Raw genomic sequence first — 12,939 nt, 5'->3', positions numbered from 1 at the left:
GACCGGGGCCGGCATCGGTGTCGATAGCGGTGCACCGGCACCGGCCGGCGGCGCTGCGCCGAGGTTGGCCGGCCGACCCGCTGTCGGTGTGTTCTGCACCGGCAATGCAATCTCCTGCCGCACGCCGTTGCGTTCGATCACGATGTTGCGGCTGTGGATTTCCGTCAAACGAATCTGCGCAGACAGCGATGCGCCGACGCGCACAGCCTTGGGCGGCCCGCCATCGAGCGACAGAATTGCCGCCGCAGGGCCTACGCCGTCCAGATCCGCCACGACGCCGATCAGTTGCACATCGCGAACGCCTGACTGGGCGCTGCCGCCGAATAGCGTCGCCACCGCTCCGGTCTCGACTGGCTCGGTCTGGGCGATACGCGCGGATGTTGGTACGGGGATCGTCCGCATTGCGCTGAATACCAGGACCCAATGGGTCACCAGCGCGCACAGCGCGACAAACAGCGCCAGGCCGGCCAGGCGGGGCATCCAGGCGGCGGACGGGTCGAAACGGAGGGCAGGCCGAAGCAGGGTGGACACAGATCGATACGCCGGGCGGCTCGAATAGGGAGACCGCCTAGCGTACCAGACCCACATGTCACCTGTCGTCTGCCAACTGACGCAATATCAGCAGGCAGATTCGAAGAATGCGACGGCGATCAAAGGATATCGTCGAGCAGGTCGGGCCCGAACACTTCGCGATGAATGTGTCCGACTGGAATGCCCGAGGCAATCAGCGCGCGACGCTGCTCCTGCATGAAGCCAAGCGGGCCACACAGGTAGAAACGGGCGTCATTGAACGCGGCGTTGTCACCGGACTTCAGCAGCGCCTCGACCGGCATCATGCCGGCGTGGTCGTAGTCGCGCCCCGAAGCATCCACCGACTGCGGCGTTTCATAGCTGACATGAGTACGCAGATTGGGCATACGCTCGCGCGCCCATGCCACGTCCCGACGATGCGCGTGCTGACGGCCATGACGGGTGGCATGGGCAAACAGCACCTGGCGATGCGGATTTTCGTGTGCGAGCGTGCGCAGCACCGAGACCATCGGCGTCACGCCGATGCCTGCTGACATCAGCACGATCGGCTGTCGGCTGTCGAGTTCTGGCGCGAAATCGCCCCAAGGGGTGCTCACATGCAGCGTCGTGCCGACCTGGGCGTTCTCATGCAGCCAGTTCGATACCGTCCCCGCCGGCGCGTCGCTGGAGCCATCTTCGCGCTTCACCGAGATACGCCACGTCGGGAGGCCGCGCTCGCCCGAAAGCGAGTACTGGCGCAGTTGACGGCGTCCATCGGCAAACGATGCCTCGACGCTGATGTACTGACCCGGCGCGAAGTCACGCAGCGGCGAGCCGTCTTCGGCGGCCAGCGTCAACGCCACCACCTGATCCCCCTCCTGCTCGCGGTTCACCACGCGCACGCGCAGAAGTTCACCTGCCGCCACGCCATGGCGTTCATAGAGCCGGGCCTCGGCGGCAATCAGTTCGCCGGCCAGCAGCCAGTAGGCTTCGTCCCAGGCGGCCAGCAGCGGCGGCGTGGCGGCGTCGCCAAGCACGGCGGCAATGGCTTCCAGCAGATACTTGCCGACGATCGGATAGTGGGCCGGCGTCAGACCGACCGCAACGTGCTTGTGGACGATACGTTCTACCACTGGCGCAAGCGCGTCGGCACGATCGATGTTGGCCGCATAGGCGAACACTGCCGAGGCCAGCGATTGCTGCTGCGAGCCATTGGCCTGATTGCCCATGTTGAAAATACGCTTCAGTTCGGGGCGCGCCGCGAACATCTCTCGGTAGAAATGTGTCGTGATCGCAAGACCGTGCTCACGCAGCACGGGGACGCTGGCATCGATATAGGGGCGGGAAGCAGCGGACAACATCAGCAAAACTCCTTGAATCATGCATATAAAATGCATGTTTTTGCGCACAATAAAGCCGGCAGACGACATGGGTCGGGGTGGCCCCCCGAATCCTTATGCCACGTGCCGGCTCAGGAAATCTCGATGCAGGCTGATGATCGATTCGGCCGTGCGGCTACCTGACACGTCGGCCAGGGTCACGCCATCCAGCGCACGATAGAACGCCTCTTCGGCGTCATCAAGTGCCCGTTTCAAACGGCAGTTGCCATTCAAGGCACATGGCGGATCGGCGCAGTCGATGATGGCCTTGCGGCCTTCGAGTTCGCGCAGGATCGCACCGACGGACAGTTTCTCCGCTCCCGGGCCGAGTTGCAGGCCACCGTGGCGCCCGCGCGTTGCCGAAATCCAGCCGAGCTTTGACAACCGCGCAGCCACCTTCACGAGGTGGTTATGCGAGATGTCGAATTGCTGGCCAACCTCGGCAATCGTGATTGGCCGGCTGCCGTCGCCGCGTGATACATACATCAGCAGGCGCAGCGCGTAGTCGGAGAATCGGGTCAGTTGCATCGTGACTGGAATCATAGATAACGTGCATCGCCAATGCAAGATTTTTGATGCAATGCAGCATCGTGCACAACCGGATCTGCCTCGGCACATTAAACAGTCATGCGGCGGCGGTTATACTTTCCGATCATATCCGCCGCGCTGCTTGCCTCGGCGCGGCCCTCTCCCGACATACAAGTCCAAGGCACTACACACGATGCGCAGATTCGCCACCCAGCCCGATATCCGACTCCCCAGCCAACGCCGTCGCGCGCGCGGCTTCACCCTGATCGAAATCATGGTGGTGATCGTGATCCTGGGGGTGCTCGCGGCCCTGGTGGTGCCGAAAATCATGAGCCGCCCCGATGAGGCACGCATCGTCGCGGCGCGTCAGGACATCTCGTCGGTCATGCAGGCGCTGAAGCTTTACCGCCTCGACAACGGCCGCTACCCGACCACCGAACAGGGTCTGGCGGCACTGGTGGCCAAGCCGACCATCGAGCCCGTTCCCAACAACTGGAAGGGCGGTGGTTACCTGGAAAAACTGCCAAAGGACCCGTGGGGTCATCCGTACCAGTATCTGAACCCCGGCGTACGCGGTGAGATCGACGTGTTCAGCTTCGGTGCCGATGGCCAGCCCGGCGGCACCGGCAACGACGCCGACATCGGCAACTGGGAATAAGCGCCCTCTCTGATCCATGCACCCGGCGACACCACGCGGCCTGACCGCACTCGCTCCTTGTCGCCGGACGTGTCGCCGGGTTCCCGGCTTCACGCTGCTCGAACTGCTGGTGGTCATGGTGATCGCCGGCATCGTTATCTCGCTGGTGGCCGTCAATGCATCGCCCAACGAACGCGGGCGCGTGCTCGACGACGGCCAGCGCATCGCCCGCCTCTTCGAACTCGCCCAGGAAGACGCCCAGCTTGGCGCCCGCCCGATCGCCTGGGAGGGTGATGCCGGGGGTTGGCGCTTTCTCGAATCCACGCCGCAGGGCTGGGTGCCGATGCGGACCGATGTCTTCGCGCCTGGTCAATGGCGAGTACGCCTGGATGGCGCCGTCATCGCCGAAGGCGGGCGCCGCCTGGGTACCGGCCCGGTCCGACTGGTCTTTGGTCGCGAACTGATCGACGAACCGCAGCGCCTGATCCTCACGAGCGGCGCCATCCGCGTCGACGTGACCGGCGACGGCAGCGGCCGCTACGTGGCCACGGTCCTGCAATGAGCGCGCGTCGCATTCGTCAGCATCGCCGCGAAGGCTTCACGTTGATCGAGGTACTGGTCGCGCTGACGATCCTCGCGGTGGCCCTGACCGCCGCCATGCGGGCGATGGGTTCGATGACCGAGTCGAGCATCTCGCTCCAGCAGCGCATGCTGGCCGAGTTCAGTGCCGAGAACCACCTCGCCACATTGCGACTTTCGAAGACCTGGCCCGAGCCCGGCACGCGCGGCTACGACTGCCCTCAGGGCGGCGCCGCGCTCTGGTGCGAGGAATCCGTCACGAGCACGCCGAATCCCTCCTTCCGGCGCGTCGAGATCTCCGTTTTCCCTTCGGCCACCAACAAGTCCGTGCGGCTGGCCTGGCTCGTCACGCTGGTTCCGAATGAAACGCGCAATGTCCTCTGACCGCGGCCGCGGCTTCACGCTGCTCGAGATGCTGGTGGCGATCACGCTGCTGGCCGTGATGGCCGTGATCGGATGGCGCGCGCTCGATTCGATGACGCGCTCCCGTGAACGCCTGGTCGATCACGACAAGCGGCTCGATACGCTCAAGGTGCTCTATGGCCAGTTCCAGTCCGACTGCGAGCACCTGACCCTGCCTGCGCTACTGCAGGCCAGCCCGGTGGAACTCGCCCAGAATCAGATACTGATGGTGCGCGATCGACGCGATGCCGGCTCGCCGCCGGCCTGGCAGGTCGTGTCCTATCGCCTGGACGGCAACACGATCGTCCGCGCGGCCAGCCGCCCGGCGATGTCGCGCAACGAGGTCCAGAACGCCATCCAGTCGATGCGTCAGACGGCTGCCACGACAGGTGTCCAGCTACGTCCGCTGCTGCCCGACGCCGAGCAGCTTTCCGCACGGGTCTGGGTGGAGCCGTCCGGTTGGCTAACGGACACCGGGCGCATACGGGCCGCGCTGCAGCAAGGCAGCGCCGCGGCGGCAGTCGGCGCCAGCGATGCGCAGGCCGGCCTCGACCTCGTGGCGAAGACCGTGGCGATCCGTGCGGTCGAACTGACGGTCCTGGCCCGCATGGGCGACGGCGACGTACCCCGCCAGTTCCAGAAGATCTGCACGACGGGCCTATGACCGCGCGCCATCACACCCCCTCCTCCTTCATGCGATCCCGCCAGCGTGGCGCCGCTGTCGTCACGGCGCTGCTGATCGTGACGCTGGCCGTGGTGGTGGTCTCCGGCATGCTCTGGCGCCAGCAGGTGCAGATCCGCTCGATCGAGAATCAGCGGCTGATGGCGCAGGCCCAGTGGATCGAACGCGCCGCGGTGGACTGGGCACGCCTGATCCTGCGCGACGACCAGCGCCGCTCGAACGTCGACTACCTCGGCGAGCCGTGGTCGGTCCCGGTGGCCGAAACACGCCTGTCCGATTTTCTCGGTGCCGGGCTTCGCACCGATCAGGCCGGAGAAACGTCGTTCCTCTCGGGCCGCATCCTGGACGCCCAGGCACGTTTCAATCTGACCAACCTCTATCAGTCGACGTCCGGCGAATCCGGTCTCACGATCTCCATCGACCCTGCATCGATGCAGGCATTCGGACGCCTGCTTCAAACGCTCGGCATGAACGCTGCGCTGGCGGAGACCACCGCGCAATATGTCCTGCGCGCGGCCAAGGGTGGATCAGGCGACGGGCAACCCGTGCCGAGGCCGCCAGACAGCGTGCAAAGCCTGCTGGCGATTCCGGGCTTCACCCCGGAGATGATCGACACGCTCGAGCCGTTCGTGACGGTGCTGCCCGAACGCACCACGGTCAACGCCAATACCGCGGACGCGGAGGTGCTGGCCGCCGTGATCGACAAGCTGCCGCTGGACCGCGCGCGCGAGCTTGTCCGCCAGCGCGATCGCGCCTATTTCAACAACACTGGCGACATCACGACACAGTTGCAGACGATTGCACCAAAGGCGGTAATCACCGCCAACACGCTCGACGTGAGCTCGCGCTACTTCCTGATCTACGGTCTGGTGCGGCACGATCGGGCGCGCCGCCTCAAGGTATCGCTGGTCGAGCGCCAGAACGTGCAGGGCAGCGGCAATACGACCCGCGTCGTCTGGTCGCGTGATGCCGATGCCATGCCCCCGTCGAACTAACTGGCCGACGCGCATCCGGTCTTGTCCTGCGACAGAGTTAGATTCTGCCGCCTGCAAATTGGGATGGGACGCTATTGACGCGAGTTAGTCACACAGGCAAGGTATGCTGCTGCGCCGAACCTGGGCGGCTGTCTGCCGCTACTCCAGGCTATCCCCCGCAACGATTTGCGTCGCCCGGACGCCCCTGTCGGGCGACTTCCGCGCGACTTTTCCACTGATTACAGGGAAATTTTGAGTACCACCCTCTACGTCCGCCTGCCGCATCGGCCGCACGATCAGCCGCAACCGTGGCAGTTCGGCGCCATGCCATTTGCGCTGGTACGCACGCCCGTAGGGGACAAGCATCGCCGTCAGGCGGCCGAACAGGCACCCGAGCTGTTGCGCGAAGGCCACGCCGTGCCGTCAGAGATGCCGCCGGCAGACCGCCTGGTGCTGATCGTGGCCGCCAGCGATGTCCTGCTGACGGCGGCAATGGTCCCGCCTCTGCCGCCAGTACGGATGCGCCTCGCGCTCCCGAACCTCGTCGAGGACGTGCTGGCCACCGACGCCGCGCCGTGCCACATCGCCCTGGGGCCGGCCTTCGATGGCGCCGGTTCAGCGCGTGGCCCACGCCGCCGCCTGCTGATGGTGACTGACCGTGCCTGGATGCGCGCCGCGCTCGACCAGTTCGCAGAACACAAGCATCGCCGCCGCCATGTGGTGGCCGCCCAGCTTTGCCTGCCGCTCGCTGCCCCGGTCACGGCCCCCGAACCCGCGCCAGAGCCGGAACCGACGTTGGCCACCGCGGATGGTCCCGCATCTCCGGCCCGTGCTGCTGGGCAGTCGGCGCCAACAGAAGCGGGCACAGCCGGTACCAGTCTCGAACAACCCGCCACGCTGGTCGTGGAAGCCGCCACCTCGACGCTCGCGCAATCGGCGCTGTTGCTCGACACCGCGGCACCCGCGCCGGGCGAACTGTCGCGCCTGTGGCAATTGACCGTGCGTACCGGCCCGTACGAGGGCTACGGTCTGCTGCTCGATGATCGGGCGCTGTCGACATGGCAGCTCCTGGCGCCGGCCGGCCAATGGCATGGCGACAACGCGGCCCTGGCAAACGCGCCAGTACCGGCGCTACAAGGCAAGCGTCCGCCGATGCACGCATCGCGTGCCTCCGAGACCTGGCGCATCTGGCTGGCTGGCGTCGAGGAATGCCTGCAGCAGCCTCAGCTCGATCTGGCGCAGTTCGAGTTCGCCCAGGGACGCATGGACCGCTGGAACGTGCGCGCATGGCGCTGGCCGGCCCTGCTGGTCGTCGCGCTCCTGCTCGTGCAGATCGTCGGCATGAACGCGCAATGGCTGGCGCTTCGCAAGGAAGCCAAGCGTCTGGAGGCGGCTCAGGTCGATCTGCTGCACACAGCATTTCCGAACGTGCCGCCAGTAGCCGAGCCCATACTGCTGATGCGCCGCCAGGTGGAGCAATTGCGCACGGCCAGCGGTCGCAGCACACCCAACGATTTCCTGCCGCTCGCCGACGGCTTTGCGCGCGCCGCGCGCGATCTGCCGCCCGATGCGCTGCTCCAGCTCGAATACCGCGCCGCAACGCTCTACGTGACGCTCAAGCCCGGCACCAACACCTCCGCACTGCAGAACGCCGTGCGTCAGGTCGGTCTGCAGATGGATGAAGACAGAAGCCCGCCCGATGCGGCGAGCCGCAGCGGGGGCGCCCCGACGCCGACCGGTTCGCACTGGACCGTGAAGGCGGAAGGCGGGACGGCATCATGAGATCAGGCATGTCAACCAGCATGGCCACGCGCCTCGCCCGCTTCAAACCGCGCGTCCCCGATCGGTGGCGCGAGCAGTTCGACGTATTCTGGACCGCACGCAATCCGCGCGAGCAGGCCATCCTCGGCGGTGGCGCGGTGGTGCTCGTGCTGGTCTTCGGCTACCTGCTGCTGTGGGAGCCGGCCGCGGTCGAGGGAGCGCGGCTGACGCGAAACCTGCCGGTGCTGCGTGCGGATCTGGCCGAGATGGAAACGTTGGCGCAGGAAGCACGCGGCCTGTCCGCGAATCGCGCCCCGTCACTGCGTGGCGACGCACTGACCCAGGCGCTGCAGGACAGCCTGGTGCAGCACGGCCTGAAGGCCACGCGCCTGATGACAACCGGCGACAACGCCGTCCAGATACAGTTGGACAAGGTTCCGTTCGGGTCCGTGGCCGGTTGGCTGCAGGACGTACGGCTACAGCAACGGCTGAAGGTCACCGATACACGTATCAGCTATGTGGGCGCCACGGCGTTGGTCAACATGACCGCGACGCTGCAGGGCCCTGGCACCGGCGGCCGGTGATGGCGCGGCTCGAAGCCCTGCGTCTGCCGCGACGGCGCATCCGCGCGTCACGTGGCTGGCGGCGCGTGCGCTGGACGTTGCTCTGCGTCGCCACTGTCGGCGTCACCGTACTGGTGTCGATGCCGGCCACGTGGCTGGCCGAACGCATCGCCGGCGAGACGCAACGCCGGGTGCTGCTGGCCGACGCGGCGGGCACGATCTGGCACGGCAGCGCCACGCTGGCGCTGTCAGCGGGCACGGGTAGCCAGACCGCCACGGTACTGCCGGGGCGCCTGAACTGGGACGTGGCATTCTGGCCATTGCTCACGGGCACGGCCCGCGTGACCGTCTCGCACAGCGAGGCGATGGGCGCGCCGACGACGGTAGCCGTCACGCCGTCGGGCTGGACCGTGACGCCGGGCAGCATCCGCCTGCCGGCGTCACTGCTCGAGGGCATCGGCGCGCCTTTCAATACGCTGCGTCCCGACGGCATGATGCGTATCGACTGGTCGGCGCTGCAAGGCAAGTTCGCCGGCAACCAGAAGTACGGGCACCTGACGATGCAACTCGAGCAGATGTCCGCCGCAGTAAGCCGGTTGCGCCCGTTGGGCAGCTACCGCGCGGAGGTCGAGCTGGCCGGCGCGGACGGCACGCTGCAACTGAAAACCACGGCCGGGCCGCTGTACCTGGAGGGCAGCGGCACGATCGGCCGGCAGGCACGCTTCGATGGCACGGCACATACCGACCCCGAAGCGGCCACCCAGCTGGCAGGCCTGATGAGCCTGCTGGGACGACATGAGAACAATGTGACCAGGCTGCGCTACTGAGGCCCCGTCCTCGGCAGCGCGCCTTGAATCGATGATGAAAACCCGAGCCAACCAACCCGTCTTTCGTACCGCCTGCGCCCGCGCCGTCGTCCTGCTGTGTGGCCTGTCGCTGCTGGCACCCGCCCCGCTCTGGGCCCAGCCATCCCAGCAGCCACCGCAACCGAACGACATCGGCTCGCGCAGCAATCGTGACCAGGTGGTGCTGAACTTCGTCAACGCCGATCTGGAATCAGTGGTGAAGGCGGTCGGTCAGGCCACCGGCAAGAACTTCGTGATCGATCCGCGCGTGAAGGGCACCGTGAATCTGGTCACGGAGCAGCCGGTCTCGCGCGCGCAAGCGCTGGAAACGCTCGGTTCCGTGCTGCGGATGCAGGGTTACGCGATGGTCGAGTCCAACGGCTTTACCAAGGTCGTGCCCGAAGCCGATGCCAAACTGCAGGGCTCGCCCACGGTGGTCGGTCCCAGCAGCAACCGTGGCGATCAGGTCGTGACGCAGGTCTTCCGCCTGAACTACGAATCGGCCAACAACCTGGTGCCGGTGCTGCGGCCGATGATCGCGCCGAACAACACGATCACCGCTTACCCGGCCAACAACACGCTGGTCATCACCGATTACGCGGACAATCTGCGCCGTCTGGCACGGATCATCGCCGCGGTGGATGCACCCGCCTCCGGCGAAGTGGAACTGATTCCGCTCAAAAACGCGATCGCCAGCGATGCGGCAGTGGTCCTTCAGAAACTGCTCGACCCGACCGCCGCCGCAGGTGGCGCCGGCGCGGGCGACGCGAGCCTGCGCACGACCGTCGTGGCGGAGCCGCGCAGCAACTCGCTGATGATCCGCGCTTCCAGCCGCGCGCGCGTGCAGCAGGCACGCCAGCTCATCGAGAAGATCGACCAGCCGTTCGCGCGCCCGGGCAACATCTGGGTGGTGCCGCTCAGGAATGCCGACGCCGTGAAGCTTGCGGCCACGCTGCGGGCCATCGTCGCGGCGGACAGCAGCTTCTCCAGCTCGACGCAACCCGGTGGCGGTGCGACGGGCGGCGCCGCAATGCAATCCACCTCATTGCCGCAAAGCGGCCAGTACACCGGTGGCAATACCGGCAACTACAACCGCAGTGGTTCCGGCAGCAGCTTCGGCAGCGGCGGCAGCAATGCGTTTTCCGCATCGTTCGCGGTCAACCAGCAGCCGACCACGGGCGGCATCGTCCAGGCCGACCCGTCGACGAACTCGCTGATCATTACCGCCAGCGAGCCGGTGTACCGCAATCTGCGCGGCGTGATCGACGACCTCGACGCACGGCGCGCGCAGGTCTACATCGAATCGATGATCGTGGAAGTCAGCGGCACGCTGGACAGCCAGCTTGGCATCCAGTGGCAGGGGCTGATCAATTCGGGCGGCAGCACCGTCGGCTTCGCTGGGACCAACTTCGGTGCTGGCGGCCAGAACATCATCAACCTGACTGCGGCTGCGGCGCTCTACAACCAGAACAAGACCGCCGGCCTCGCGGCCATCAGTGGTCTCGTGCCCGATGTGGGCGGCCTGAATCTTGGGGTGATCAACAAGGCCATTGGCCTGGGCGCGCTGCTCCACGCACTGGGACAGAACACAAGCGTGAACCTGCTGTCCACGCCGAACCTGATCACGCTCGAGAACGAGGAAGCGAAGATCCTCATCGGCCAGAACATTCCGATCACCACCGGATCGTACGCGCAGACTGGCAGTTCGGCCTCGGTGACGCCGTTCCAGACGTACGACCGCAAGGATGTCGGCATCACACTGCGCGTGCGCCCACAGATTTCCGAAGGCGGCCTGGTCAAGATGCAGATCTACCAGGAGTCTTCGCAAGTGGCGCCCGGTACGCTCACCAACCCGCAGGGCCCCACCACGAACGTGCGATCGATCGAAACCAATGTGCTGGTGGACGATGGCCAGATCATCGTGCTGGGCGGCCTGATCGAGGACAACTACGGCGACAACGTTCAGAAGGTGCCGCTGCTCGGTGACATCCCCTACCTCGGCTCGTTGTTCCGCTACGAGAACAAGACCCGTTCGAAGACCAATCTGCTGGTGTTCCTGCGCCCCTACGTGATGCGCACCACCACCGCCACGGATCGCCTGACACAGGATCGCTACGACTTCATCCGCAGCCAGCAGCAGAACTTCGTCTCGCCGAACATGGTGGTCCGCGAGCTGAACACACCGGTGCTGCCGCCGGCCGATGCGCCGACCGCGCCGTTCGTCGACCCGCGCTACAACGGTCCGGTGCCCGGCCCGGTGCCCCTTGCGCCGGGACAACCGTCGACGTCCGCACCCGCGCCGCAGACCGTGCCGCAGCCGGTGCAGCGGCCGCTCTCGCAGACCACTTCCGGCCAGGGCGCGTAAGGTTGAACATCATGGCAACCGATACGCCAGTGACGGCACCCGCCGCGACAGAAACGCCACTCGAAGCCCCGTCGCCGATGGCGGCGCGGCTGGTCTCGTACACGTTCTCGCGCGAAGCGCCGCTGCTGATCGCGCACCAGCGCCCCGACGGACTCGAAGTCTGGGTCAGCCGCAAGACCTCTCCGGCCGCGCTGGCCGAGGTGGCGCGCGTGCACGGCGCGTTGCATCTGCGCGTGCTGGAACAGGCCGAACTCGAGGCTGCGATGTCCGATGCCTATAACCGCCAGGACGGCACCGCCGCGCAGGTGGTGGGCGAGGTGGAAGGCGAAGTCGATCTGTCGCGCCTGATGCAGGACATCCCGGCCGTGGAAGACCTGCTCGAGTCCGAGGACGATGCGCCAATCATCCGCATGATCAATGCGCTGCTGACGCAGGCCGCGCGCGAGCAGGCCTCCGATATCCACATCGAGCCGTTCGAGTCGTCGTCGGTCGTGCGTTTCCGCGTGGATGGCACGCTGCGCGACGTGGTGCGTCCGAAGAAGGCGCTGCATGGCGCCCTGATCTCGCGGATCAAGATCATGGCGCAGCTCGACATCGCCGAGAAACGGTTGCCGCAGGATGGCCGCATCACGCTGCGCGTGGGCGGACGACCGGTGGACGTGCGCGTATCCACGCTGCCGACCGGACACGGCGAGCGCGCGGTGCTGCGTCTGCTCGACAAGGAAGCGGGCCGCCTCGATCTGGCCAAGCTCGGTATGGCTCGCTCGACGCTGGCCAGCTTCGATGACCTGATTCGCCAGCCGCACGGCATTGTGCTGGTGACCGGACCCACGGGTTCGGGCAAGACCACGACGCTGTACGCGGCGCTATCGCGGCTGGACTCCCATACGACCAACATCATGACCGTCGAGGATCCGATCGAATACGATCTCGACGGCATCGGCCAGACGCAGGTCAACGCGCGCATCGACATGACCTTTGCGAAGGCCCTGCGCGCGATTCTGCGTCAGGACCCGGACGTGGTCATGATCGGTGAAATCCGCGACCTCGAAACCGCACAGATCGCGGTGCAGGCATCGCTGACCGGCCACCTCGTGCTGGCCACGCTGCACACCAACGATTCGGCCTCGGCCGTGACCCGTCTGGTCGACATGGGCATCGAGCCGTTCCTGCTTTCGTCGTCGCTGATCGGCGTACTGGCGCAGCGACTGGTGCGCCGTCTCTGCCCGCACTGCAAGCGCGAGGAAGTCATCGAAGTCACACCGGGCGAATCCGAGACGCTTCATGCCGACGGCAAGCCACTGCAGCGCGTATGGCACCCGGTTGGTTGCGACAAGTGCGGAAATTCCGGCTATCAGGGCCGTATGGGTGTGTATGAACTGCTGACTGTCGATGCCGAAATCCAGACGATGATCCACCGCCAGCAGGCCGAGTCCGAGATCAAGCAGCGGGCGCTGGCCAAGGGCATGCACACGATGCGCGGTGATGCGCAGCGCTGGATCGACAGCGGCGCCACTTCGCTTGAAGAAGTGCTGCGCGTGTCGCGCGACTAGAGCGAAGGAGCCCGCGCAGCATGCCCGCCTATCGCTATGAAGCCGCCGACGCCGCCGGCCGTGCAGATCGCGGCGTCATCGAGGCCGACAGTCCAAAGCAGGCGCGCGCGCAGCTTCGCGCTCGCGGGCTGACGCCGATCATCGTTGACCCGCTGGCCGGC

At 66.2% G+C, this 12,939-nt stretch carries 13 protein-coding genes and 1 pseudogene; 11 read left to right on the top strand and 3 right to left on the bottom strand.

What is annotated here, in order from left to right; genetic code table 11:
- From D769_RS18160 to D769_RS18150, 3 genes are all read right to left on the bottom strand, one after another.
- Positions 1–531: hypothetical protein (locus D769_RS18160; RefSeq protein ID WP_008647906.1), on the bottom strand; the 531-nt coding region annotated here is incomplete at its 3' end.
- Between the two features lie 119 nt (positions 532–650).
- Entirely contained in the window at positions 651–1,871 is a 1,221-nt protein-coding gene (locus tag D769_RS18155; protein WP_008647904.1) for a globin domain-containing protein, read from the bottom strand.
- Between the two features lie 93 nt (positions 1,872–1,964).
- Positions 1,965–2,417 (bottom strand): Rrf2 family transcriptional regulator, encoded by a 453-nt coding sequence (locus tag D769_RS18150; RefSeq protein ID WP_024569529.1) that lies wholly within the window; start codon positions 2,415–2,417, stop codon positions 1,965–1,967.
- Between the two features lie 193 nt (positions 2,418–2,610).
- On the opposite strand from D769_RS18150, the gene gspG reads away from it, so the two are divergent.
- The 11 genes and pseudogenes from gspG to D769_RS31900 form a co-directional block, all read left to right on the top strand.
- Positions 2,611–3,075 carry a type II secretion system major pseudopilin GspG gene (gene gspG, locus D769_RS18145; RefSeq protein ID WP_008647896.1) on the top strand — a complete coding sequence of 155 codons (465 nt, stop codon included), beginning with the start codon at positions 2,611–2,613 and terminating at the stop codon, positions 3,073–3,075.
- Between the two features lie 16 nt (positions 3,076–3,091).
- Positions 3,092–3,616: a GspH/FimT family pseudopilin gene (locus tag D769_RS18140; RefSeq protein ID WP_008647895.1), complete on the top strand. Its 525-nt coding sequence runs from the start codon at positions 3,092–3,094 to the stop codon at positions 3,614–3,616.
- A complete protein-coding gene (gene gspI / locus D769_RS18135; protein WP_008647894.1) occupies positions 3,613–4,017 on the top strand; it encodes a type II secretion system minor pseudopilin GspI in 405 nt (134 codons plus the stop codon). The genes D769_RS18140 and gspI overlap by 4 nt, the downstream gene beginning before the upstream one ends.
- Positions 4,007–4,699, top strand: coding sequence for a prepilin-type N-terminal cleavage/methylation domain-containing protein (locus tag D769_RS18130; protein WP_008647893.1), 693 nt, complete (start codon positions 4,007–4,009; stop codon positions 4,697–4,699). The genes gspI and D769_RS18130 overlap by 11 nt, the downstream gene beginning before the upstream one ends.
- A 29-nt stretch (positions 4,700–4,728) precedes the next feature.
- Positions 4,729–5,712: a type II secretion system minor pseudopilin GspK gene (gspK, locus tag D769_RS18125; protein WP_152415021.1), complete on the top strand. Its 984-nt coding sequence runs from the start codon at positions 4,729–4,731 to the stop codon at positions 5,710–5,712.
- Between the two features lie 231 nt (positions 5,713–5,943).
- Positions 5,944–7,473, top strand: coding sequence for a type II secretion system protein GspL (gene gspL, locus D769_RS18120; protein WP_008647891.1), 1,530 nt, complete (start codon positions 5,944–5,946; stop codon positions 7,471–7,473).
- A complete protein-coding gene (locus D769_RS18115) occupies positions 7,470–8,036 on the top strand; it encodes a type II secretion system protein M (RefSeq protein WP_035884355.1) in 567 nt (188 codons plus the stop codon). Before gspL ends, D769_RS18115 begins: the two co-directional genes overlap by 4 nt.
- Entirely contained in the window at positions 8,036–8,842 is an 807-nt protein-coding gene (locus D769_RS18110) for a type II secretion system protein N (protein ID WP_008647888.1), read from the top strand. Before D769_RS18115 ends, D769_RS18110 begins: the two co-directional genes overlap by 1 nt.
- 34 nt (positions 8,843–8,876) lie before the next feature.
- Positions 8,877–11,225: a type II secretion system secretin GspD gene (gene gspD / locus D769_RS18105; RefSeq protein ID WP_008647881.1), complete on the top strand. Its 2,349-nt coding sequence runs from the start codon at positions 8,877–8,879 to the stop codon at positions 11,223–11,225.
- 11 nt (positions 11,226–11,236) lie between these two features.
- Entirely contained in the window at positions 11,237–12,778 is a 1,542-nt protein-coding gene (gene gspE / locus D769_RS18100; RefSeq protein ID WP_234819001.1) for a type II secretion system ATPase GspE, read from the top strand.
- 20 nt (positions 12,779–12,798) lie between these two features.
- Positions 12,799–12,939: pseudogene (locus D769_RS31900) on the top strand (type II secretion system protein GspF); the annotation flags it as partial.

The organism is Cupriavidus sp. HMR-1 (assembly GCF_000319775.1).
Classification (GTDB): Bacteria; Pseudomonadota; Gammaproteobacteria; order Burkholderiales; family Burkholderiaceae; genus Cupriavidus; species Cupriavidus metallidurans.
Note: the sequence above shows the minus strand (reverse complement) of the source record. Positions and strands in the feature narration are given on the sequence as shown.

Excerpts from the sequence above, each read along its gene's own strand:
- gspD (WP_008647881.1), top strand. The coding sequence starts at position 8,877 with ATGAAAACCCGAGCCAACCAACCCGTCTTTCGTACCGCCTGCGCCCGC.
- gspE (WP_234819001.1), top strand. The coding sequence starts at position 11,237 with ATGGCAACCGATACGCCAGTGACGGCACCCGCCGCGACAGAAACGCCA.
- D769_RS18110 (WP_008647888.1), top strand. The coding sequence starts at position 8,036 with ATGGCGCGGCTCGAAGCCCTGCGTCTGCCGCGACGGCGCATCCGCGCG.
- gspK (WP_152415021.1), top strand. The coding sequence starts at position 4,729 with ATGCGATCCCGCCAGCGTGGCGCCGCTGTCGTCACGGCGCTGCTGATC.
- D769_RS18150 (WP_024569529.1), bottom strand. The coding sequence starts at position 2,417 with ATGCAACTGACCCGATTCTCCGACTACGCGCTGCGCCTGCTGATGTAT.
- gspG (WP_008647896.1), top strand. The coding sequence starts at position 2,611 with ATGCGCAGATTCGCCACCCAGCCCGATATCCGACTCCCCAGCCAACGC.
- D769_RS18140 (WP_008647895.1), top strand. The coding sequence starts at position 3,092 with ATGCACCCGGCGACACCACGCGGCCTGACCGCACTCGCTCCTTGTCGC.
- D769_RS18115 (WP_035884355.1), top strand. The coding sequence starts at position 7,470 with ATGAGATCAGGCATGTCAACCAGCATGGCCACGCGCCTCGCCCGCTTC.
- D769_RS18155 (WP_008647904.1), bottom strand. The coding sequence starts at position 1,871 with ATGTTGTCCGCTGCTTCCCGCCCCTATATCGATGCCAGCGTCCCCGTG.
- D769_RS18130 (WP_008647893.1), top strand. The coding sequence starts at position 4,007 with ATGTCCTCTGACCGCGGCCGCGGCTTCACGCTGCTCGAGATGCTGGTG.
- gspI (WP_008647894.1), top strand. The coding sequence starts at position 3,613 with ATGAGCGCGCGTCGCATTCGTCAGCATCGCCGCGAAGGCTTCACGTTG.